The sequence below is a fragment of the Embleya sp. NPDC127516 genome, from assembly GCF_044765325.1.
In the GTDB taxonomy this organism is placed as follows: Bacteria; Actinomycetota; Actinomycetes; order Streptomycetales; family Streptomycetaceae; genus Embleya.
Genome location: NZ_JBIWJT010000016.1, coordinates 92,904 through 113,298 on the forward strand (window position 1 = coordinate 92,904; position 20,395 = coordinate 113,298).

27 protein-coding genes and 1 tRNA gene are annotated in these 20,395 nt (G+C 71.4%); 6 read left to right on the forward strand and 22 right to left on the reverse strand.

The window, feature by feature from the left end:
* Positions 1-17: 17 nt before the first annotated feature.
* The 18 genes from ACIRL2_RS29175 to ACIRL2_RS29260 form a co-directional block, all read right to left on the reverse strand.
* Positions 18-1,094 (reverse strand): hypothetical protein, encoded by a 1,077-nt coding sequence (locus tag ACIRL2_RS29175; RefSeq protein ID WP_402235874.1) that lies wholly within the window; start codon positions 1,092-1,094, stop codon positions 18-20.
* Positions 1,095-1,120: 26 nt separating this feature from the next.
* Complete coding sequence (locus tag ACIRL2_RS29180; protein WP_402235877.1) at positions 1,121-1,495, reverse strand: hypothetical protein; 375 nt, start codon at positions 1,493-1,495, stop codon at positions 1,121-1,123.
* Positions 1,492-1,731, reverse strand: coding sequence for a hypothetical protein (locus ACIRL2_RS29185; RefSeq protein WP_402235879.1), 240 nt, complete (start codon positions 1,729-1,731; stop codon positions 1,492-1,494). Before ACIRL2_RS29185 ends, ACIRL2_RS29180 begins: the two co-directional genes overlap by 4 nt.
* A gap of 372 nt (positions 1,732-2,103) precedes the next feature.
* Complete coding sequence (locus ACIRL2_RS29190; RefSeq protein ID WP_402235882.1) at positions 2,104-2,826, reverse strand: hypothetical protein; 723 nt, start codon at positions 2,824-2,826, stop codon at positions 2,104-2,106.
* A 98-nt stretch (positions 2,827-2,924) separates the two neighbouring features.
* Entirely contained in the window at positions 2,925-3,455 is a 531-nt protein-coding gene (locus tag ACIRL2_RS29195; protein ID WP_402235883.1) for a hypothetical protein, read from the reverse strand.
* On the reverse strand, positions 3,452-4,243 hold the full coding sequence (locus ACIRL2_RS29200; protein WP_402235886.1) for a hypothetical protein: 792 nt from the start codon (positions 4,241-4,243) through the stop codon (positions 3,452-3,454). The genes ACIRL2_RS29195 and ACIRL2_RS29200 overlap by 4 nt, the downstream gene beginning before the upstream one ends.
* A gap of 31 nt (positions 4,244-4,274) precedes the next feature.
* Positions 4,275-4,925 (reverse strand): hypothetical protein, encoded by a 651-nt coding sequence (locus ACIRL2_RS29205; RefSeq protein ID WP_402235888.1) that lies wholly within the window; start codon positions 4,923-4,925, stop codon positions 4,275-4,277.
* Positions 4,922-5,371 (reverse strand): DUF6011 domain-containing protein, encoded by a 450-nt coding sequence (locus tag ACIRL2_RS29210; RefSeq protein WP_402235890.1) that lies wholly within the window; start codon positions 5,369-5,371, stop codon positions 4,922-4,924. Before ACIRL2_RS29210 ends, ACIRL2_RS29205 begins: the two co-directional genes overlap by 4 nt.
* Positions 5,368-5,568 carry a hypothetical protein gene (locus tag ACIRL2_RS29215; RefSeq protein ID WP_402235893.1) on the reverse strand — a complete coding sequence of 67 codons (201 nt, stop codon included), beginning with the start codon at positions 5,566-5,568 and terminating at the stop codon, positions 5,368-5,370. Before ACIRL2_RS29215 ends, ACIRL2_RS29210 begins: the two co-directional genes overlap by 4 nt.
* Positions 5,565-6,179 carry a hypothetical protein gene (locus ACIRL2_RS29220; RefSeq protein WP_402235896.1) on the reverse strand — a complete coding sequence of 205 codons (615 nt, stop codon included), beginning with the start codon at positions 6,177-6,179 and terminating at the stop codon, positions 5,565-5,567. Before ACIRL2_RS29220 ends, ACIRL2_RS29215 begins: the two co-directional genes overlap by 4 nt.
* Entirely contained in the window at positions 6,176-7,255 is a 1,080-nt protein-coding gene (locus ACIRL2_RS29225; RefSeq protein WP_402235897.1) for a helix-turn-helix transcriptional regulator, read from the reverse strand. The genes ACIRL2_RS29220 and ACIRL2_RS29225 overlap by 4 nt, the downstream gene beginning before the upstream one ends.
* Before the next feature lie 67 nt (positions 7,256-7,322).
* The gene (locus tag ACIRL2_RS29230) at positions 7,323-7,529 is read right to left on the reverse strand and encodes a hypothetical protein (RefSeq protein ID WP_402235900.1); all 207 of its coding nucleotides are present in this window, start codon (positions 7,527-7,529) and stop codon (positions 7,323-7,325) included.
* 6 nt (positions 7,530-7,535) lie between these two features.
* On the reverse strand, positions 7,536-7,913 hold the full coding sequence (locus ACIRL2_RS29235) for a hypothetical protein (protein ID WP_402235903.1): 378 nt from the start codon (positions 7,911-7,913) through the stop codon (positions 7,536-7,538).
* Complete coding sequence (locus ACIRL2_RS29240) at positions 7,904-8,137, reverse strand: hypothetical protein (RefSeq protein WP_402235905.1); 234 nt, start codon at positions 8,135-8,137, stop codon at positions 7,904-7,906. Before ACIRL2_RS29240 ends, ACIRL2_RS29235 begins: the two co-directional genes overlap by 10 nt.
* The gene (locus ACIRL2_RS29245) at positions 8,134-8,388 is read right to left on the reverse strand and encodes a hypothetical protein (RefSeq protein WP_402235908.1); all 255 of its coding nucleotides are present in this window, start codon (positions 8,386-8,388) and stop codon (positions 8,134-8,136) included. The genes ACIRL2_RS29240 and ACIRL2_RS29245 overlap by 4 nt, the downstream gene beginning before the upstream one ends.
* Positions 8,388-9,431: a hypothetical protein gene (locus ACIRL2_RS29250; protein WP_402235911.1), complete on the reverse strand. Its 1,044-nt coding sequence runs from the start codon at positions 9,429-9,431 to the stop codon at positions 8,388-8,390. The genes ACIRL2_RS29245 and ACIRL2_RS29250 overlap by 1 nt, the downstream gene beginning before the upstream one ends.
* A gap of 213 nt (positions 9,432-9,644) precedes the next feature.
* Positions 9,645-9,869, reverse strand: coding sequence for a helix-turn-helix domain-containing protein (locus tag ACIRL2_RS29255; protein WP_402235913.1), 225 nt, complete (start codon positions 9,867-9,869; stop codon positions 9,645-9,647).
* Positions 9,870-9,877: 8 nt separating this feature from the next.
* Positions 9,878-10,216: a helix-turn-helix domain-containing protein gene (locus tag ACIRL2_RS29260; RefSeq protein ID WP_402235916.1), complete on the reverse strand. Its 339-nt coding sequence runs from the start codon at positions 10,214-10,216 to the stop codon at positions 9,878-9,880.
* Between the two features lie 118 nt (positions 10,217-10,334).
* On the opposite strand from ACIRL2_RS29260, the gene ACIRL2_RS29265 reads away from it, so the two are divergent.
* Genes ACIRL2_RS29265 through ACIRL2_RS29275 form a run of 3 tightly spaced genes read left to right on the forward strand, consistent with a single transcriptional unit; the run spans position 10,335 to position 12,487 of the window.
* Complete coding sequence (locus ACIRL2_RS29265; protein ID WP_402235918.1) at positions 10,335-10,808, forward strand: helix-turn-helix domain-containing protein; 474 nt, start codon at positions 10,335-10,337, stop codon at positions 10,806-10,808.
* Positions 10,809-10,810: 2 nt separating this feature from the next.
* The gene (locus ACIRL2_RS29270) at positions 10,811-11,125 is read left to right on the forward strand and encodes a hypothetical protein (protein WP_402235920.1); all 315 of its coding nucleotides are present in this window, start codon (positions 10,811-10,813) and stop codon (positions 11,123-11,125) included.
* Positions 11,126-11,179: 54 nt separating this feature from the next.
* Positions 11,180-12,487 (forward strand): tyrosine-type recombinase/integrase, encoded by a 1,308-nt coding sequence (locus ACIRL2_RS29275; protein WP_402235923.1) that lies wholly within the window; start codon positions 11,180-11,182, stop codon positions 12,485-12,487.
* 73 nt (positions 12,488-12,560) lie between these two features.
* Here the strand turns inward: ACIRL2_RS29275 and ACIRL2_RS29280 are convergent.
* Positions 12,561-12,633: transfer RNA gene (locus tag ACIRL2_RS29280), tRNA-Lys, on the reverse strand.
* A 207-nt stretch (positions 12,634-12,840) separates the two neighbouring features.
* Between ACIRL2_RS29280 and ACIRL2_RS29285 the strand changes: the two genes are divergently transcribed.
* Positions 12,841-13,965, forward strand: coding sequence for an NAD(P)-dependent oxidoreductase (locus ACIRL2_RS29285; RefSeq protein ID WP_402235926.1), 1,125 nt, complete (start codon positions 12,841-12,843; stop codon positions 13,963-13,965).
* A 278-nt stretch (positions 13,966-14,243) separates the two neighbouring features.
* On the opposite strand, the gene ACIRL2_RS29290 is transcribed toward ACIRL2_RS29285, so the two are convergent.
* Positions 14,244-14,690, reverse strand: a complete 447-nt coding sequence (locus tag ACIRL2_RS29290) for a winged helix-turn-helix transcriptional regulator (protein WP_395864579.1) — start codon at positions 14,688-14,690, stop codon at positions 14,244-14,246.
* A gap of 257 nt (positions 14,691-14,947) precedes the next feature.
* On the opposite strand from ACIRL2_RS29290, the gene ACIRL2_RS29295 reads away from it, so the two are divergent.
* Positions 14,948-16,315: an MFS transporter gene (locus ACIRL2_RS29295; protein ID WP_395864577.1), complete on the forward strand. Its 1,368-nt coding sequence runs from the start codon at positions 14,948-14,950 to the stop codon at positions 16,313-16,315.
* Between the two features lie 71 nt (positions 16,316-16,386).
* On the opposite strand, the gene ACIRL2_RS29300 is transcribed toward ACIRL2_RS29295, so the two are convergent.
* Together ACIRL2_RS29300 and ACIRL2_RS29305 are read right to left on the reverse strand one after the other, a co-directional pair.
* Complete coding sequence (locus ACIRL2_RS29300; RefSeq protein WP_402235929.1) at positions 16,387-18,111, reverse strand: MFS transporter; 1,725 nt, start codon at positions 18,109-18,111, stop codon at positions 16,387-16,389.
* A gap of 6 nt (positions 18,112-18,117) precedes the next feature.
* A complete protein-coding gene (locus ACIRL2_RS29305) occupies positions 18,118-19,554 on the reverse strand; it encodes an MFS transporter (protein ID WP_402235932.1) in 1,437 nt (478 codons plus the stop codon).
* Between the two features lie 200 nt (positions 19,555-19,754).
* On the opposite strand from ACIRL2_RS29305, the gene ACIRL2_RS29310 reads away from it, so the two are divergent.
* Positions 19,755-20,357 (forward strand): CGNR zinc finger domain-containing protein, encoded by a 603-nt coding sequence (locus ACIRL2_RS29310; RefSeq protein WP_402235935.1) that lies wholly within the window; start codon positions 19,755-19,757, stop codon positions 20,355-20,357.
* Positions 20,358-20,395: the final 38 nt, after the last annotated feature.

Here is a 20,395-nt window from a genome sequence, read left to right on the forward strand (position 1 = left end):
GGGCGGTGGGGGAGTGGTCACCGGGTGGGTGGTCCGCCGATGCCGTCGCGGTGGCAGAGCACCCGCAGCCTGACGAGGCCGCCGGCGTCGGGGACGCGGGTGGGTTCGGTGTCGGTGTGGTCGACGAGCACGCCGACCGCGCGCAGGATGGTTGCGATGCGGTGGGTGTCGTCGTCGCCGCCGGTGATGTCGACGACGGTCGCGCCGCGGCCGCTGTTCAGCCATTCGCGGTGTTCGGTGTCGGCGTCGGTGGTGTCGGCCATGCGGGCGGTGGCGACCAGGAGCCGGTCGGCCCGGTCCGGCGGCAGGCACGTCCACACGCGAGCGCCGGTGGTGTCGACCAGGCCGCGCCACGACGGCAGCCGCGTGTCGAGTCGGTCGCGGCCGTCGACGTCGATCGGTGCGAGACAGGTGAGCGCCTCAGTCTGGAAGGCGTCCCACATGATGACGCGGCGGCCGCCGAGGCGTTCGGTGATCAGGGCGGCGGCGGTGGCCTGGTCGACCGCGTTCGGCGGCACCTCGGTGTTGCCGGCGGCGACCAGGCGCACGATGGTGCGCAGCACGGGAAGGCCTGCGTGGTCGGCGGCGGTCACGGTGACGGCGGGGCAGGCGCGCAGCCGGCCGGTGGCGGTGCGGGTGCGGCGCGCGTGGTCCACGTGAACCCATACCGACCTCGGATCGGCCATCACCTCGCGGGCCCACGCCGTCTGCGCGGCGCGTTCGACCCGGGCCCGGCCCTGGGCGGTGACGATGGCGTCGACCAGGGCGCAGGCGGGGCACAGTCGGCGGGTTTGTCCGTGGCGGACGGCGGCCGGGCGTTCGGTCCGGGCGCCGCAGTCCTCACAGGTGTGTACGGCCTGGTCCATTGCGAGCAGCCGCCCGGGACCGCTCTTGCTCGGCGTGCTGTTGCGGGCGTCGTACAGGTCGTAGGTGGCGGGCTTGCCGCGGAGGTCGGTGCCGGTGACGCGGGCCGACGGGTTGGCGGCAGGCACGCGGGGCAGGTCGAGGTCGCCGTGCTGGGTGCGGGTCAGCAGTGTCGGCACGGGGATGTCGTCCCAGTGTCGGTACTGGGGAATCGAGTCGGGCGTGGTCATGGTCGGGTCCTTCCGGGTGGCGGGTGTCATCCGTTGGCGGGTGCGAGGCGGCGGTTTTCGCGGTGGGTGTCGGGGCACCGACAGGGGGCGTGGGGTGGTGGTGTCGGGCTCGGTGGCGGGTCGGGCACGGGCACGCCGGACAGCAGCGGCTCGATGTCGTGGCGGTGGATGCCGGCGCGGCCGCCGACGAGGCCGACACGGACCTGGGGGCGTACCGGGACCGCGAGGTCCTCGAGGAGCGCGCGCAGTGCGCGGTCGTCGCGCCCGGCCCAGTGCGGGTAGTCGCGCAGGGTGCCGTACAGCTCGGCCAGGTGGACGGCGAGGCGGCCGGGTCCGATGATCGCCAGGACCAGGACCAGGTAGGCCTCGCGTCGCATCTCGGCGCGGGTCGGGGCGGTCACCGCGCGCCGCGCAGGGCCAGGCCCAGCGCGAGGACCATGACGGCGCCGAGCGTGAACCACAGCATCGCCGTGCGCTGGGCGGGTGTTCGCTTGCCCTTGCCGGTCTTGCGCCACTGTCCGGTGATGTAGCCGGCGATGCTGAACGCGACGGACAAGCCGACACCGATCTGCTTCGGGTTGGTCGTGCCCGTGTCGGCCTGGGCGAGCATCTCGCCGGCGAGCTGGTGCAAGCTCATGCCGCGACCGCCCGGATGGCGGGTGTGGTGGCGGGTCGTGTCGGCCTGTGTGTCCGCCCGGATTGTCCACCCGACACGTCGTGTCGGGTCGCGGCGACAACGGCCCGGTTGTTGATGTGTGTACGGCGCACCGGTCGGGTCCGGGCGTGGGTTCCAGTCGCCTGGTTGGCGGGTCGATTCGGGGGCGCAGCCGGGTGGTTGGCGGGGTGTCGGGTGGTGTCGGGTCGGTGTCGGGTCTGTTCCGCCGTGTCGGGTCGGCGGGTACGGTGCTGATCAGCCATCAGATGTCCTGCCTGGTTTTGTTCGATCTGGTGGTGAGGCGTTCGGCCGGGGATTCGAGCCCCGGTCGGGCGCCGTTTGCGTTGTGGGGGGTCAGGCGGCGCCGCGGGCGCGGGCGATGCGGGTCCAGGCCCGCCGGCCGTAGGCGGTGCGGCATCCGGTGCAGGTGACGACGTCGTCGTCGGGCGCGACCGCCAGGTCGACGCCGCACGCGGGATTGGGGCAGGCGCCGACGTAGCGTTCGGTCTGGTGGTCGAGCGCGGTCCGGAGCTGCCGCAGGATGCGGCGGGCGGTGGTGGTGATGTCGTCGAGGACGAGCGTGGGCACGCCGTCGTCGAGCGCGCCCAGCAGCCACGTGCACGCCCACTCGGCCCCGTGGCGGTGCGAGGCGTTGTAGCGCCACCGCCCGGGGTCCTCGGCCGGGATCGGGCCCAGAACCGGGCGGGCGATCCGCACGGGCCGCACGCCCCTGGTGAGCCACACGCGGCTGCTCTCCACGCGCGCGCTCACCGACGCCGGCGGACGCTGCACGCGCGACGCGACGCGGTCGGCGAGGTCGCACAGGTCCTCGGCCAGGGTGCGCTCGACGTGCAGAAGGTCGAGGTCCAGGGGTGCGGGCGACGCGCCGCGGCCGATGGCGCCCTTTTCGCGGTCCTCGCGTTCGGCGGCGTATCGCTCCTCCTGCGCGGCCTGTTCGGCGGCGGTGAGCGGGCGCGGCGTGCCGCTGTCACGCGGACGGGTGCCGGGCGCCGCGACCAACTCGGGCCACAGGTCTCGGATTGCGGTCAGGTCGCGATCTGCGCTGCTTGGCTGCATGGCGGTCTCCTGCGTCGTACGGTGGCGACCCCTCCCCAGGGTCACCGGGCCCGCGCCGCATACAGCGACGCGGGCCTGCGTGCGTGGTCGGGTGTTGGTCACCACCCGTCCGCGATGAAGTCGGCGAGGCTGTCGTGGTCGAGGACCGGCCGGGGGTCTTTGAGGCGGGCGCGGCCGCGTGCGAACCACGTGCAATCCCAGTCGTCGTACCGAGCGGGGTGCCGTGGGCAGCCGGCCCGGTAGCGGTCGACCGCGGCGAGCAGGGTGCGGTGTGCCCGGCGGGCCAGGCGCACGCTGCCGGTGGTGCCCGCGCCGGTGTGTCCGTGCCACCGCTCGACGGGATCGGCTCCCAGGTCACGCAACGCGCCGACCAATGCGTCGAGTTCGCCGGGCGCGAGGACGGTCGGTCCCCGTTCGGGGTCGTGGTCGACGCGGGCGACGCCGAGGATGACGACCGGCGTTCCGTCGGCACCGACGGGCACCCAAGAGATGAGTCGGTTCGAGCCGGCCGGGCCGCGCAGCGTGGCGCCGTGCTGCTCGACCAGGGCGCGGCGCGGCTGTCGGGTCTCGTACAGCCAGCGCAGGCCGCCCCGCAGGATCGGGAGATGTATGGCGTGGTCGAACGTCACGACCGCCCCCCTGCCGGTCCGTGCTCGGCGACCAGGGCGCGCAGCAGAGCGACGGACTCGCCGCGGCCGGGGTCGAGTTCGTGATCCTGCGGCAGGGCCTCGATCTGTTGCGCGGCGTAGGTGAGCGAGGTGGCCCAGGCGGTGCTCAGGTCGTCCTCGGCGGAGCGGTGCAGGGCGCCGAGCATCTGCATCCGTTCCGCCTCGCGGTCGAGGCCTGCGGCGTCGGTGAGTTCGGTGACGCGTGTCTCGGCGGCCTGGGCGCGGCCGAGGATGCGGGTGGCGTAGCCCACCAGGTATCCGACGGCGGTGTCGGCCTCGGTGCGCAGGTCGACGAGGGCCCGCCGGCACCGGGTGGCGTCCTGGTCGGCGGCGTCCTGGTCGCGGGCGGCCTCGATCGTGGCGGTGTCCTGCATGGCCAGGTCGGCGCGCAGCCGTTTGACCGCAGCGACGAGCGTGGGCGCGTGCTCGTCGAGGAGCCGCCGCATCGCGGGGTCGACCCGGGCGAGTTCCTCGGTGGTGGCCTCGTCGTCCTGGATGCGGGCGACGGCGGCCAGGTCCGCCTCGACCGCGCCGAGGTCGACCCGGTCGACGGGCTCGGGCTCCCCGGTGATGCCGCACGCGCGCCGAATGGCCGCGACGACCTTCTTGGCGTCCGCGGGCCGGACGTAGACGCCGTCGAGGGTGGTGGTGATCGCGACGCCTCGTTCACCAGTCTCGTCGAGGGGGCGGATGTACAGGGTGTCGCCGGTCTCGTCGACGAGCCGGTAGTGGGAGTCGGGAATGGTCACGGACACGGTTCCTCCTGCTTGGTCGGGTGGGTCAGGTGCGGGGTGTGCCGAAGGGCGGCTGCGGTGTGGTGCGGGCGGCGGCGCGCAGGGCGGGAAGGCCGTGGCCGATCAGGACGACGCGGGCGCCGGCGTGGCTGCCGGGGACGTGGGTGTAGCGGCTGCGGTTGACCTCGGTGCCGTGGCCGGCGTCGAACAGCTCGCGCCACCGGGCCCACTGGTCGAGGTGGGTGAGATGGACGTGGACGTGAAGCGTCGACGGGTCGAGGAGGTCCCGGCGCACGGCGGGCGCGGGCAGCCCCAGGGCCGCGGCGGCGACCCTGATGGTGTCGATGGTCGACAGCGCCGGCCGGCCGGTCGTGCAAGCGTCGTGGGCGTCCTGCCGGCAGGGCGCGCACAGGTTGCCGTGCCGGGTCGGGGCCTCGCACATCTCGCACAGGGTGTGCGGGCGGATGTCGGGGTGCGCGTCGGCGTCCTGCACTGCGGCGGCGCAGCGCGGGCACAGGTCGTCGGGATCGGCGTGGTCGCTGTCCAAGTGCACCGGGGCGGTCGCGGGCACCACGGCGAGGTTCCCGCACGCGGTGAGCGCGAGCAGGCCCGGCCGCGGTGTCTGGCCGAACGGGCTGGGGATCACGTGCCGCAGCGCGGGGTCGGCGGTGGCGTAGGGGCTCGTCGGGTGGTTCATGCGGGTTCTCCGGGTGTGGTGAGGGTGGCGGCGTGGGCGCGGGCGACGGCGTCGGCGAGGGCGACCAGGACGGCGTCGGGGACGTCGCGGCGGCACTCGGGTCCGATGCCGCCGGTCTTGGTGTCGGGGTCGGTCAGGGCGCGGCCGCACGAGCAGCAGCGGGTCGTGAGCGCGGCGAACCGGGCCTGGGCGGCGACCGGTTCGGCGGTGAGCGCGTCCACCAGGGCGGTGGTCCAGGCGGCGCGGGTCGCGGCGCACGTCGTTGCCCAGGTGATCCATGCCTGGTTGTCGCCTCTGGGCGGGGCGTCGCGCCGCAGGAACCGCGGGCCGTACGTGGCACGGGCGGGCCACGGCTTCAGGCGGCCGGTCGCGACGCGCCAGTACGTCATCGTCGTCGCGTTCGTCGGGTCGAGGACGGCGTAGTAGCCGTCGGGCAGGGGCGTCATTGCGGTGGTTCCCGTCGGGTGAGTTCGATGGGCTGCTCGGCTGCGTCGAAGCGCGAGCCGTGCGAGTTGTGCAGGGCTCGGCCGCGGGCGTCGGTGCAGGGCTGGTGGGCCTGCACGCCGCAGTGCGGACAGGGCACCGCGCGTTCCGGGCGCATGGGGATCCGCTGCTGGCCCTCGATGCGGCGGTGTCGTTTCACCGGTCGTCGCCCTGGTCGGCGGGTGCGGTGTCCCGGGCGGCGGCCGCGGCGTGGGCGTCGTCGACGCGGCTGTCGTGCGGGTCGGTCAGGGGGGCGCCGTGGACGCGGGTGACGCACCGGTCGCCGGGGTCGGCGTGGCAGTGGCGGCAGGGGACGGAGTACGCCCGCACGCTCGGCCGCTGCATGGTGACCCGCTCGACCGTGACGCGTTCGATCGACAGGCGTTCGCCGGCGCCGTCCAGGAGCGCGGCGAGCTCGGGCATGGCCGCCAGGTCGGAAGCGAGGAGTCGGCGTTCCTCGCGCAGGGCCGCGCGGTAGGCGACGTGGTCGTCGGGGTCGACTTGGGGGACGCGGCGGGACGTGCCGCCCATGACCGGGCCCCCGTTGTGCTCGGCGCGGTCGTTGCGGATCTGGCGCACGTGGCGGCGGACGTCGGCGGGCATGATCCGACGGGTCTCGTCCCGGTAGTGCAGGAGGACGGCGGCCTGGGCGTCGGTGTAGTCGACCTTGCCGAGGATCAGGTGCCATGCGGCGACGTCGGCGTCACCGACGATCCGCAGATCGAACGAGGCGGCCAGGGTGAGGAGTTGTGCGATCTCGGACTTCTTCACGGGGTGCCTGCTTCCTGGGATGTGAGGGCGGCGTAGGCGGCTTCCTCGGCGGCTTCCTCGGCGGCTTCCTCGGCCCGGTACTTGTCGGCGAGGGCGGTACCGGCAGCCCAGCGTTGATCGGCTGCGGACAGGCGCCGACCGTCGCCGCCAGGGGCGGCGCTCGGAAGGGTGGTGCCGGCGTTCATCAGCTCGTTGACGAAGCTGGGCAGGGTCGAGGCGTGCTTGCCGGCGCGGACCCAGTTCGCCAGGCCGTGGCGAACGAACTGCGGGTCGATGCCCTCGTCGAGCATTTCCTTGAGCAACCGCGACGCGTGACCGATGACCTGGCCGGGCGGTCGGTGCGGCACGTACGCGAGCCACTCGCGGATGAGTGTCTGGGTGGTGACCGGCGGATCGGGTTCGACGAACTCGCCGTCGACCGCCTCGTCGTCGTTGCCAGCCTCGGGCGGCTCGGCCGCCCCGCCGGAGGCCCCGAAGCGATCCGCAACCGCCAGCGGGTCTACGGGTGGGTCTTCTTCGATGGGTGGGTCATTGATGGGTAGGGCAGCTTTGGGTGCGTTACATACGGACGCAGAGTGCGTTACATCGTTGAGGTAACGGTGTTCGGCGCCGTTACGTACGGACTCTGCGTGCGTTACATCGGTGGCCGTAACGGACTCTGACGCCGTTTCAGTAACGGACCCTGCGTTCGTTACGCGCGTGGCCTCACGGTGCTTTCGTACGCGGGCGGCGACTGCGGCGCGCTCGCGCTCCTCCTCCCTCTCCAGGTCGGTCCAGTCGGATGCCGGCCGCTTGAGGTGGAGTTGCAGGGTGTAGTTCACGCAGTCGTTCACTGTGCCGACCGCCTTGATCAACCCTCCGTCCTCCAGCCGGCGCAGAATCCGGTGGACCGTGGGCCGCGCGAGACCGGTGCGGTACGCGATGCTCCTGACCGACGGCCGGGCCTCGGTGCCGTCCGAGTTCGCGAACTCCCCCAAGACCTGAAGGACTTGGCGCGCAGGCGCATCCCGGTTGCCCGCCTTGGTTCGCAGCATGGGCGCATCGACCATGGCCCACTTCACTGCCTCGACGCTCAAGGTCTGGTCTCGCTTTCGTGCAGGGCGCGGGCGGTGGTGGCCGGCGGTGGGTACGCCGGCCACCGGATCAATCGGGGAGTGCCAGCAGGTCGAGTTGTTCGAGCGGGACGACGGGTACCGGCGGGCCGGGCGGCGGCTGCTCGGGCGGTCGGGCGCCGTGCAGGTGTGCGGGGCAGCGGTGGCCGTGCTGGTAGCGACGGACGCCGTCGGTCGCCCCGCACTGCCCGCCGGGCACCCCCCAGGTGCACGCCGCCGGCCCGGCCCCGGTGGGCATGGCCGGCTACCTCGAGGTGCCGTGCCGAGGGCACGACCGCGCCGCGCAGTGCGGACACGTGTCCGGCACCGGATCACACGGGTCGTCCTCCGTGCTGTCCCACAGCGGCAGGGGGCGGTCGGGATCGAGGACCAGGAGCAGGCGGCAGTCCGGGCACAGGTGCCCGTCGCGATGCTCGGTGTAGGGGTTGCAGACCCAACACGACGAGCGCGGCGGCGCGGGGACCAGGACCGGCACGGTGCGGCCAGCCCGGTGGTCGGCCTCCGGGTCGATCACCATGGCTGCGAGCATCCGGGCGGCGTGCCGGCGCGTGACCAGGTCGCCGATCCACCAGAGCGCCACCACCGTGGTCGTGCACATCACGACCAGCACGATCACGCCCATGGGTGCACCACCCGACACGTCCAGCACAGCCACCCGCATCGGGTGTGCACGCCCAGGCGGGGCGTGCCCACACACGTCGGGCAGGTCCGGATCGACTCGACGACCGGCGCGGCGACCAGGGCCGCGCCGCCGTCCGGCGTGATCGGTGCGGGCAGGCGCGGCACGTTCGCCGGGATCGCCGCCCCCGACACGGGGGCGGCGACCAGCGCGGTGGACGCGCTCATCCGGCGTCCTGCATGCGCAGCTCGGCGAGCGCGATGCCCACCGTCGAGCACCAGCCCGAGCACCACTCGCGGGCCGGCTCGCTCGACTCCGACACCGACGTGCGGACCCACCCGCGCGGCAGCCGGCGCGAGGAGGCGACGTCGCCGCACCGCTCGACCGTGCACTGCTCGATCACCGACGACCGAATCGGCGTCCGGGATTCGCCGGTCTGGCCGGCGTTCCATTCCTTGGCGCTCTTGCGGGCGGGCATCAGTAGCTTCCTCCGGGTTCTGCGCGGCGGTCGCGCTGCTGGGGGACCAGGACGCCCGAGGACGGGCCGCACTGGTCGCAGACCCACATGCCGGTCACGTACCGGTGCGTCGCCCCGGACCGGCCGCAGTTCTCGCACTGCTCGGGCGCGGAATCGGCCGAGTCGACCGGGTCGGCGTCGCCGGAGGGTCGTCGCTGCTCGAAGATCGCCACGGCCTGTGCAACCGCCCATTCGGCGATCGCCCGGTCGGCGGCCGGCAAGGCCTCGTCGAGGTGCTCGATCAGGAATCGGCCGCCGGCGTACACGGACCCTTCGGGACCGAACAGGAACCATCCGCATGTGGGTTCTTCGTCGGGCCGGACCTCGGTCTCGTCGTGGTGCCCGAGCGCCCATGTCACGCCGATAACCGTGCGCTCGTGCCGGAACGAGTCGACCTCGATCCAGTCGGGGTGAGGCTGCGGCGCGTCCTCGACCGGGTCGGTCGGATCCGGCTGCGGGACGGGGCAAGCCGGTGAGCAGGCAAGCGCCTGGCCGTAGCCGGACACGACGGCGACCGGAGTCGAGCAGACCGGGTCGGCCAGGCCGCAGCGCACGCACGCGGTGCCGTCGAGCTGGGCCTGGGTCATGTGTGCCGCGCCGCCCTGTCGGGTGAGGATCGGCAGCCTCACCGGCTGCTCGATGTGCGCGAGTTCGGCGGGCAGAACCGGGGCCGGCGGCTCGACGGTGTCGATGAGGCCGACGCCGGACAGGAACACGGCGACGGAACCGTGCGCGATCTCGACGCCGTAGGTCCGCCGGTCTGCCCGGCAGGACCCGAGTGTCCGCAGCGGCTCGCCGAACAACGCGGCCCACACGGTCAAAGCCGCGTGAACCTCGGCGTCGGGCGCCTTGGCGTGCGTCCCGCGCACGCTGCCGTCGGGGGCAACATTCCACTCCAGGGCGGGAAGGTCAGGGTTCAGCACGAGCGTGGCGGCGACGAGCGCCGTGGCCATGGCCTGGGACGACAGCGGCCGGCCGATCGGGATCTGGATACTGTGGTTCACGTGTCTGCCACTCCTGTGGTGTGGGTCGGTGGCGGGCATGGAGGCCGTGCCGTGTGCAGGACCGGGGGCTACCGGTCGCCGTCGGGGCGGCCTCACCCGCGTGAGGTTCGAACGGGGTTGCGGGGTGGGGGATACTTCAGGTGTCCCGCTGTCTCCGCAGCCGGTGGGCTGGCCGTCCCAACCGGGGCGGCCATCGGCTGTTTCAAGCCGAATTCACGCCGAGCCGTCGTCTGTCGGCTGTTCGATGTCGCCTTGGTCGGCGGCCACTTGCGCCGCGGCGTACTTGACCAGCGCGGCGTACGGGATGAGTCGACGGCCCGCGAGCATCGTCGAGGTCAGCTCTTCGGTCTTGATCAGCTCGTACACGGCGGTGCGGCCGATGCCGAGCAGCGCAGCCGCCTCCTTGACCGGGTGCAGGAGCCGGTTCGGGATGACCATCTGCCGGTTCACCGGGCATCGCCGATGAGGTCGTTGAGGCTCAGGCCGTAGGGCGTACCGAGGCGCATCAAGGTGTTGAGCGACGGCACGGTGCGGCCGTTAAGCGTTCGACTGATCACCCCTGCGGACACGCCGGTAGTGCGGTGGATCGCCTGGCCCGTGTGATCGCCTTGTGCGGCGGCAGCCTCTCGCAGGCGGTCGGTGCGCACGCTGTAGCTGATCAGGGTTGGCATGTTCACCCCCATAGGTAGGACGGCCACCAGGCTGTTTGCGGCCGTGCAATTACCGTAGACGCTAAATAGCTTGCATGCAAGCAAGTAGGCCGAGTCGAGAATGACGTGCATCATGCGAACGTTTGTGCGAACGTGGACATACGCTGCACGGTTGGCCGGGAACCGATGCCGCGCTAGCTTGCATGCATGCAATGTCGATTTAGCTTGCGTGCATGCGGGCTAGCCTGCACACATGCGGAGACACGACCAGGACGACGCGCTAGTCGCGTACGCCCGATGGGTATACGACCGAGCCGTCGAACGCGGCTATGACCTCGACAGTCCACGTGGCGGCGGCCGGAGCCAGCTCGCGGCAGACGCGGGCATGTCCGCGTCCTCCGTCGGCCGTCTACTCAAGGCCGAGACCATGCCCGACCTCGACAGCATGATCAGGCTTGCGAAAGTCCTGAATGTTGAGGTACGGGAAATGCTGATTCGTTCCGGAAAGCTAACGGAAGAAGATCTTCCGCTAACTCCCAGACATCCAACCGCTACGCAGGTATCGTCGGATGACCAAATTCTGACCCCCGAAGAGGCCGTGACTCGCGTGGGTGTGAAGGATGCGCGGGTCCGAGAAATGGCAGCCTGGATGCTCCGGAAACAGCTCAATGAGGAGTCAGTTCCAGGTGGTCAGGGCGACCTTCTTGGGGGCGACGCGGAAGGGTGATCGTGGGACGTATCGGGGTCGCGGCCGGCGTGGTGGTGGCGATGGGTGGATTCGGGCTCGTGATCACGGGCATGGCGAAGGACCAGCACACGATGGGGAGTCTCGGCGTGCTGGTCGGCATCACAGGACTGACGTGGCTCGCGCTGGTCGTGATCCGGGGATGGATCGTCGAACAGCGGGACCGTGAGTTCAAGGCCTATTCGGCGGGCTGGAAGTCGCGCGCCGGACAGGAAGCATCGTCGAAATATATTTCGGCGGAAGATAAAGGCGTACCTAAGCCCAATCCGCCGAACCAGGCAAGCGACACCGGTCGGTAACAGGTCGTCGTTACGGGAAAGAGACCGATTCGGGACATCCCTGGGGGACGCACAATGGCGCGACAATCCGGCCGAACGTCGAATGGCCGGTCATCGATCTATCTCGGTGAGGACGGCCGGTGGCACGGCTGGGTGACCATGGGGGTGAAGGAGAACGGTAAACCCGACCGTCGCCACCGCACCGGCCAGAGTGAGGCGGTGGTGACGGCCAAGGTTCGGGCGCTGGAGGCGCAGCGTGATGCGGGGACGGTGCCCAAGACGGGCAAGGCATTGACGGTCGAGGCGTGGATGGTGCTGTGGATCACGACGATCGCTCCGCGGTCCGTTGAGCAGTCGACCCTGGACAGTACCTATCGACCCAAGGTCATGAACTGGATCGTGCCGCGGCTCGGCAGGCACCGGCTGGATCGCCTCCAGCCTGAGCATTTGGACGCCTTCTACATCTGGCTCGGGCAGCAGGGCCTGTCCAAGAACACGATCGTTCAGATCCACCGCATCCTTTCGCGGGCGCTGAAGATCGCCGTCCGCCGCGGCGCGGTCGGTCGCAACGTTGCTGCCCTGGTCGATGCTCCGTCAGGTGAGGAAGTGGAGATCGAGCCGCTGAGCCGGGAAGAGGCCCGGCGCGTGCTCGGCGTGGCCGACGCTCGACGCAACGGGGCCAGGTGGTCCGTTGGACTGGCGCTCGGCCTGCGACAGTGCGAGGTGCTCGGGATGCGGTGGGAGTACATCGACCTCGACGCTCGGCAAATGCATGTCTGGTGGCAGATCAAGCGAACCCGGTTCAGCCACGGGTGCGAGGACCCGCGGACATGCGGAACGCGCTACCACCGCGCCGGATGCGCCGACAACTGCACCAAGCACACGAAGTGCCCGCCGGCGTGCACGCCGACGTGTACGGCTCACGCTCGCGAATGCCCGGATCGCGTCGGCGGTGGCTGGCACTTCGCGCGACGCAAGGGCAAGGGCAAGCGCGGCGGCAACCTGACGCTGACCCTCCCGCCGGCGCTCGTACAGCGGTTGCGAACGCACAAGGCGGCGCAGTCCCGCGAGAAGCTCGCCGCTGGCGACCGGTGGACCGACCTGGACCTGGTCTTTGCGGGGCCCACCGGTCAACCGATCGAACCTCACACCGACTGGGAGGAGTGGAGGGACCTGCTTCAGGAGGTCGGCATCGCTCACGTGCGCGTGCACGACGGCCGACACACCGCGGCAACGCTGCTCGTCGAGCAGGGCGCCGGCGCGGAGGTGGTCCAGGAGGTGCTCGGCCTCTCCTCGATCACCATCGCCCGCCGATACATGCACATCTCGTCGAGCCTGGCGGCCAAGGCGACGGACCGCGTCGGTACGGCCCTCTGGGGGTAACTGCAACCACGGCTGCAACCAGAAACGACCAGGGCATCCCTTGATGATCAAGGGATGCCCTGGTCGTTGCGGGTGGGCCGTCAGGGGATCGAACCCTGAACCCGCGGATTAAAAGTCCGCTGCTCTGCCAATTGAGCTAACGGCCCGGTTGGGTGCTTGCGGTGTGATCCGCATTTGCCCACCGGCAGAGTACCGGTATCGGATCGAACATGCGGCGAGTATCCCCGGACACGCCGTGACCTGCGGGGATGTAGCGCGAGGGGTCGGGATGCCCGGTCGTCGGTGGGTCGGCTCGATCGAACGGGTCGAAGCGCCCGGCCGTCCGAACCCCTCCGGAACGGAAGGCACTGGATATGGCCGTCAAGCCCGTCGCCCGGATTCTGATCCTGGACTCGGCGCCCGGTGAGTTCGTCGCAGACGAGTTGGAGCCGTTGTTGCGGGCGGGTTTCGAGGTGACGCTCAACCTGTGGCGCCTGGCCGACCGGGACGAGATTCGGAGACGGTGGGCGGGGCTGGTCGGGTTTCTGGATGTGGATGGGTTCGACGAGGGGCGGGTTGTCGATGCCGTCGTCGGGGACGGCGTCGGCTTCGATGTGATCAAGACCAGGGCGAATCTGCCGCTGCGGGAGCCGCTCCTGCGGGCCGCAACGGGACCGGGGCTGGATCGGCGGCTTCGGGTGATCGGGCAGGTGGGGGCCGGTACCGACAACATCGACAAGCACGCCGCCGGGGAGAGGGGCGTCGTGGTGACCCATACGCCGGGATTGAACGCCGTCGCCGTCGCGGAGCACGCCCTGGCGATGATCCTCGCGCTGACCAGGAACCTCGTCGCCCTCGACCGGGAGGCCCATCGGGCCCGCTGGCGTCCCGCCCGGATGTCGTTCCCGCCGGAACTGGCCGATCTGACGCTCGGGATCGTCGGACCGGGCCGGAGCGGGACGGAACTCGCGTGGCGTGCCCGGGCGCTCGGCATGGGCGTCACCGCCTTCGGATCACCGCGGTTCACCCCTGCCATGGCGCGGGAGGCCGGCATGGGGTTCGCGGCCTCGCTCGACGAACTGCTCGCCGGCGTCGATGTGCTCTCCCTGCACTGCCCGCTCTCCGAGGCGACGAGGGATCTGATCGGGGATCGGGAACTCGGTTTGATGCGCCCGGGGGCGATCCTGGTCAACGTCAGCCGTGGCGGCGTCGTCGACGAGGAGGCGTTGGCGCGGGCGCTCCGTGACGACGCGGCACCCCTGGCGGCTGCCGCGGTCGACGTCTTCGCCCTCGAACACGGCCGGTTCGCCTCACCACTGACGGGTCTCCCCAACGCGGTTCTCACGCCTCATGTCGCGGGCATGACCGGCACCGCGATCAGACGAGCGGCACGCACCCTCTCGGAGAACATCGTCGCGCTGATCGCAGGCCATCCGGAGGAAGTCCCGGTGGCCACGGCCCATCCGGAGGGAGTCCCGGTGGCCACGATCGAAGGATGACGACGTTTGGCCGACGCTCGAGCGCGATCGTCAGGACGCCTTCCGCCCCGCTATCGCCGCGTCGCCGGTGGGCCCGCGCGGCCCTGGTGTCGAGCGCGCTGGTCATGGGGCTCGACGGGGCCGCGATCATCGGGGTCTCGACCGCGGTGATGCGGCACCGGGTGGATCACGACGGCGGCGACGACCCGGTCGAGTCGTACGACCCTCCACCTGGACATCCTCACCTGCGGCCCGCGGCCCGCGGTTCCGACCGGCCCGGTTCAGCGGCCGGCTCCGGCTCACAGGTCGGCGGAGGCCAATCGGGCGTCGGCGTCGGCGCGTGCGTCGTACTCGGCCCGGGCCCGTGCGATCTGTTCCTGGTGCTCCTCGGTCCAGGTGATCAGGGACCGGATCGTGGTGTGCAGCGTCGTGCCCATCGGGGTGAGCGCGTAGTCCACCCGCGGCGGGACCACCGGGTACACGGTGCGCCGCACCAGACCGTCGCGTTCGAGCTGACGCAGTGTCACGGTGAGCATGCGCTGGCTGATCCCGTCGATCGCCCGGCGCAGCTCGGTGAAGCGCAGTGTGCGGCTCTCCAGGATCGCGATCACCAGGAGCGACCACTTGTCGGCGACCCGGTCCAGGATCTGGCGTACCTCGCACCCTTCGCGGACGTCCCACTGATGCGCGTCGTAGTCGTGGTTACTCGTGCAGAGGGTCGGTTCCTTCGAAGTGCCTTCTTCCATGGGAGACGATGCTGCCCAAGGATGGGGGTGGTTACAAGAGGGAACCGGGTTCGTTCGGATAACCGACCTCCCGGAGCCTCGACCCCACCTCACCCGTGTCCAGCGTCCCCAGGGGCTGCCGCATGTCCGCATCCACGTCCTCGTCCACCGCTTCCGCCTCGTCCACTCCCTCCGTCCCACCCGCCTTCCTCCCGGCACCGAGCGAGGCGGGCTCGCCGAGAGCACCGCACACGCCGGCGGAGAACGACGCAGGACGGATGGGTGCCCGCGCGTGGGGCATGTTGATCGTGCTGTGTGGCGCGATCTTCCTGGAGGGCATCGACGTCGCGATGCTCAACGTGGCGCTGCCGACCATCCGCGAGGACCTGGGCATGTCCACCGGTGCGGTCAGCTGGGTGATGAGCGCGTACGTGCTCGCCTACGCCGGTTTCATGCTCCTGGGCGGGCGCACCGCCGATCTGCTCGGCCGGCGGCGGATGTTCCTCTTCTGGTTGACCGTGTTCCTGGTCTTCTCCGGTCTGGGCGGGTTCGCCACCGAGGGCTGGATGCTGATCGTCGCGCGCTTCGTGACCGGCGCCTCGGCCGCCTTCATGACTCCGGCCGGTCTGGCCATCATCACCACGAGCTTCCCCGAGGGGCCGCAGCGCAACCGGGCGCTGCTGTTCTACGCGGGCACCGCGGCGGGTGGCTTCTCACTGGGCCTGGTGATCGGCGGCCTGTTGACCGCGATCGACTGGCGTCTGGTGTTCTTCGTACCGGTCGTGCTGGCCGCGGTGATCCTGGTGGTGGCGTCGGCGCTGATCCCCAAGGACGGCCGACCCGAGCGCAACGGTCAGGGCTTCGACGTCGCGGGCGCGATCAGCGTGACCGGCTCGATGTTGTTGCTGGTGTACGGCGTGGTCCGGCTGGAGCACCCGGCACACGGCTGGGGCTGGACGATCGCGGTCTTCGCGGGCGGGATCGCGCTGCTGGTCGTGTTCGTGGCCGCCGAACGGCGGGCCGGCACGCCGCTGGTGCGGCTCGGCATCCTGCGCTCGGGCGCGCTGGTGCGGGCCAATCTGGGCGCGATGTTGTTCGCGGGCTCGTTCTTCGGGTTCCAGTTCGTCGCGGTGTTCTACCTCCAGGAGGTACGCGGCTGGTCGACCCTGGAGACCAGCTTCGCACTGCTGGCGGTCGGCGTGGACGCGGTGCTCGCGCCGACGGTGACGCCGCGGTTGGTCGATCGGTTCGGCAACCTGCGGGTGATCCTGGGCGGGATGTTGCTGGCCGCGCTGGCGTACGCGCTGTTCCTGTCGATCGACGCGGACACCTCGTACGCGGCGATGTTCCCGACGATGTTGTTGCTCGGGCTCGCCTTCTCGCTGGCGTACGGGCCGCTCACGATCACCGCGACGGACGGCATCGAGGAGGACGAGCAGGGTCTGGCCGGCGGACTGCTGTACACCGCCTTCCAGTTCGGCGCTGCGCTGGGCCTGTCCGCCGTGACGGCGGTGCTGGCCGGCGCGGGCGGCTCGGAACTGGACGGCTTCCGGACGGCGTTGCTCGTGCCGCTGGCGGGCGTGCTGCTGGGCGCGGTGGTCACCACGTTCGGTCTGCGCGGGCGGGCACGGGTGCCGGTCGGCTAGGTCCTGTCCGGCCGCGGGGTTTCGGGCACGGTGCCGCTCGCCGAGCGTACGGATCGGCGAGCGGCACCGCGTCACGCCGACGTGGAGGTCGAGAGCGTGGCGGTGGTGGTGGCGGCGGTCGCGGGTGCGGGTACGTGCCGTGCGGTCACGCCGCCCGCGTGCTTGGACCGGCGCACACCGATCATCAGCACGGTGATCGCGGCTGCCACGAACATCCCCACCCCCGCGATGGTCATGCACAGGTGCAGCGCGTCCGCGAAGCTCTCGCCGACGGCGGACAGTGCCTTTTCGGTGGCCTCGGGGGCCAGGCCCAGATGGCCGGCCGCCGAGACGCCGTCGGCGGAGACCGCCGCGTCGACGTGGTCGCGGTCGGTGGCGGACAGGCCCGAGCCGGCCAGGTGGTCCGGCAGGACCACGACGATCCGGCTGGTCAGCACCGCGCCCAGGACGGCCGGGCCGAGCGCGCCGCCGAGTTGGCGCAGGGTGTTGTTGTCCGCGCTGGCCATGCCCGCCAGGTGGTGCGGCACGCTGGTCACCGCGACCGAGGTGATCGGCGTCATCACGAACGCGAAGCCCACCCCGATCACCGCGAGCGGTCCGACCAGCGCGGCGAATCCGGTGTCCGGTTCCAGGGTGTTCAGGGTCAACATGCCGATGCCGGTGATCACCAGCCCGGCGGTGAGCAGGGCGCCGGAGGCGATCCGGCCCATCAACCGGCCGACGATCGGGCCGATCAGCACGGTGAGCCCGTTGATGAGCAGGAACCGGTAGGCGATCTCGAGTGCGCTCGGCCGCTGGACGTTGCCGAAGAACAGGCTGCGCGAGAAGACGATCCCGACCAGGCCGAACATGGTGAGCATGGTGACCACACCGGCGCCGGTGAACGCGCGCGAGGAGAACAGCCTGAGCGACCACATCGGGGTCGCCGAGCGGTGCTCGATCACGATGAACGCGGCCAGGCCCAGCACCGCGAGCGCGAACGCGGCCAGGACCGGGCCGTCGGTCCAGCCGATCGTGCCGCCCTCGATCACGCCGTAGATCAGGCCGGTGATCGCGATGATCGCGGCGATCTGGCCCGGGACGTCGATCGCCCGGCCGTGCGGCGACCGGGAGTCCTCCAGGAGGATCGCCGCGACCAGGACACCGATCAGGCAGACCAGCACGATCGGCGCGAAGATCCAGCGCCACGAGGCGTGTTCGAGGATGATCCCGCTCAGCAGCGGGCCCAGCGACAGGCCCAGGCCCAGGGACGCGGCCCACGCGGAGATGGCCTTGGCGCGGGCCCGGAAGTCCGGATAGGCGTGGCTGATCAGCGCCAGGCTGGAGGTGAGCAGGGCCGCGCCGCCCGCGCCGGACAGTGCCTGGCCCACCCAGACCTGGGTGACGCTGTGCGCGGTGAGGTTGGTGGCCGAGCCGATCGCGAGCAGGGCGAGGCCGGCCGGGAACGCCTTCTTGCGCCCGTACAGGTCGCCGATCAGGCCGAAGGTCAGGCTCAGTGCCGCCATCGGCAGGATGAAGATGTCGCTGATCCACTGGAGATCGCTGGTGGACGCGTGCAACCCGCGCGCGATGGTGGGCAGGGACACCGCCACCCCGCCGATCGGCACGTACGAGGCGAACACGCCCAGACAGGCGAGCACGACGGTGAGCGCGGGGCGGGCCACGGCCGAGGTCGGCGGCGAACTCGCGGAGGACATGGGCGTGTAGACGGGATCGGCCGGGACCGCCGCGCGGCGGATGTCTCGCGGATCGGTCGGGGCCGACCGGCTCGCGGCGTCACCCGCACCGGGCGTCACCTGGTGTCACCCGGCGTCGGCCGAATCGGGCATGCGCAGCGCGGGAGCCAGCCGTTCCTCGGTGACGGCGATCAGGAACACCGGGATCGTCGCCGCCGCGGCGAGCGCGAACACCAGGAACGCGGCGCGTACCCCGAACCACTGCGCGAGGACGCCGATCAGGCCCGCGCCGACCGGCAGCGCACCCCAGCCGAGCAGCCGGGAGGCACCGCTGTACCGGCCCATCATGTGCTCGGGAACCAGGTTCTGACCGATCAGCCGGTAGTTCACCGACCACAGCGTGCCGCCCATGCCGCCGACGAAGGCCGCGCCGGCCACCGCCCACAGGTCGGTGGTCACCGCCGGCACCGCCATCATCGCCACGGTGCCGATCAGGTCGGCGAGCAGCACCCGACGGTGGCCGATCAGTCGGTTGAGCCGACCGACGAGCACCGCGCCGAGCAGGCCGCCGACGCCCAGCGCGCTCAGCACGACCCCGTACTCGCGGGCGGACAGGTGCATCAGGTCGTGCGCGACCAGCGGCATCAGGGCCAGCCAGGCGCCCCAGCTCGCGAACAGCACGGTGAGGATGAGCGACATCGTGCGCAGCAGGCGATCGCGCCAGAGGAAGCCCAGACCGGCGCCGATCTGCCGACCGATGGACTCGGCGGCGACACCGGCTCCGGGCGTACCGGTCGACGGCTCGCCCGCAGCGTCGTCCGCGCCCGGGTCGGCCCGGCGTACGGCCCGGAAGCGGCCGGTGAGCAGGAGCAGCAGCAGGCTCGCGGCGAGGTAGGCGACCCAGGTCGCACCGAGCGCGAGGCCGGTGCCGGCGGCGAGCAGCAGGCCGCCCACGAACGGTCCGGCGAATTCGTTGGCGGCCGTCTCGACACCGGTGATCAGCGCGTTGGCGCGTTCCCGGTCCGCGCGCGGCACGATCGCCGGGATCAGCGCCGAGGTCGAGGTCAGCGCGATCACCTCGGCCACGCCCAGGACCAGCCCGCCGATCGCGAGCACGGCGACGGTGACCCGGCCGGCGAGCACGATCGTGATCAGCCCGCCGATGGCGAGCAACCGCAGCCCGTCGGCCAGCCACAACAACCTGCGCCGATCGGCGCGGTCCACCAGTACGCCGACGGGCAGCGCGAACAGCAGCCACGGCAGGGTCAGGGTCAGCGAGACCAGGGAGATCAGCGCCGGGGAATCGGTACTGCGGGTGGCCAGCACCGGCAGCGCGATCTTGGTGATCCCGTCCGCCAGGTTGGTGACGAGGGTGAAGGCCAGCAGGACGGCGGTGTTCCGGGTGCCGGGCGGGCTCGGCGCCGGGCTCGGCGCCGGGCTCGGCTCGGGCTTCGGTCGCGGCGTGGGCTTCGGCTCGGGCTCGGGCTTCGCAGGAGCCGGCCGGTTGCGGTCCCGCTCGCGTTTCGGGGCGGTCGGCACGGTTCGGACGTTCTGCGGGGCCATCGCATGTCCTAACTACCCAAAGGCTTTCACCGGTTAGTGCGCCGCGTCGATGGTGACATCGGCACGCACGACACGTCAACCGGTAAACTCGATAGCCGGTTAGCGCGGCGGTAGACTGGTGCCCGGGCCGCACCGAGGTCGCGACGCGCCGCGAACGCGGCCCGGCCCGACCGGACCCGACGCGCACCATGGAGGCCCCGATGCTCGAAGCACCCGCTTCGGCAGTGCTGATCCAGGCATTCGTGAACACTGTCGACGTCGAACTCGGTACGGACGAACTGGTCACGCCGTCCCGACTCGGCGCGTGGCTGGTCGCCTGGGAACTGCTCGACCCCCGTGCCGGGCTCGGCCAGGCGGACCTCGACGCGGCGCTACGACTGCGCGCCGGCCTGCGGGAGAGGCTCGGTGTACCGGTCGGTGACGTGCCCGATCCGCAATCGCTCCGGCAGGCCGACGAGGTGCTGCGCGCCCTGCCGGTGGTGTTCGAGTTGGGCACCGGCGAGCCACCCGGGCGCTTCGTACCGAGTCCGGAACTGCCGCCGGTGGAAGGGGCGTTGGCCCGACTCGCGATCGCCTGGGGCGACCTGGTCGGCACCGGCGAGTCGACCCGGCTCAAACGCTGCCCGGAGCACGCTTGCGCGTGGGTGTTCTGGGACGTGTCCAAGAACCGCAGCCGACGCTGGTGCTCGATGCGCGTCTGCGGAAACCGCACCAAGGCCCGCCGCTACGCGGCCAAGCACGCGCCGTCGCCTCGAAAGCAGGACGCGGTGGACGTGGAGCCGATCGGTCCTGCGGGCTCTTGATCTGAAGTTCGGTTGAAGTTGCAGGCTGGTCCCATGAC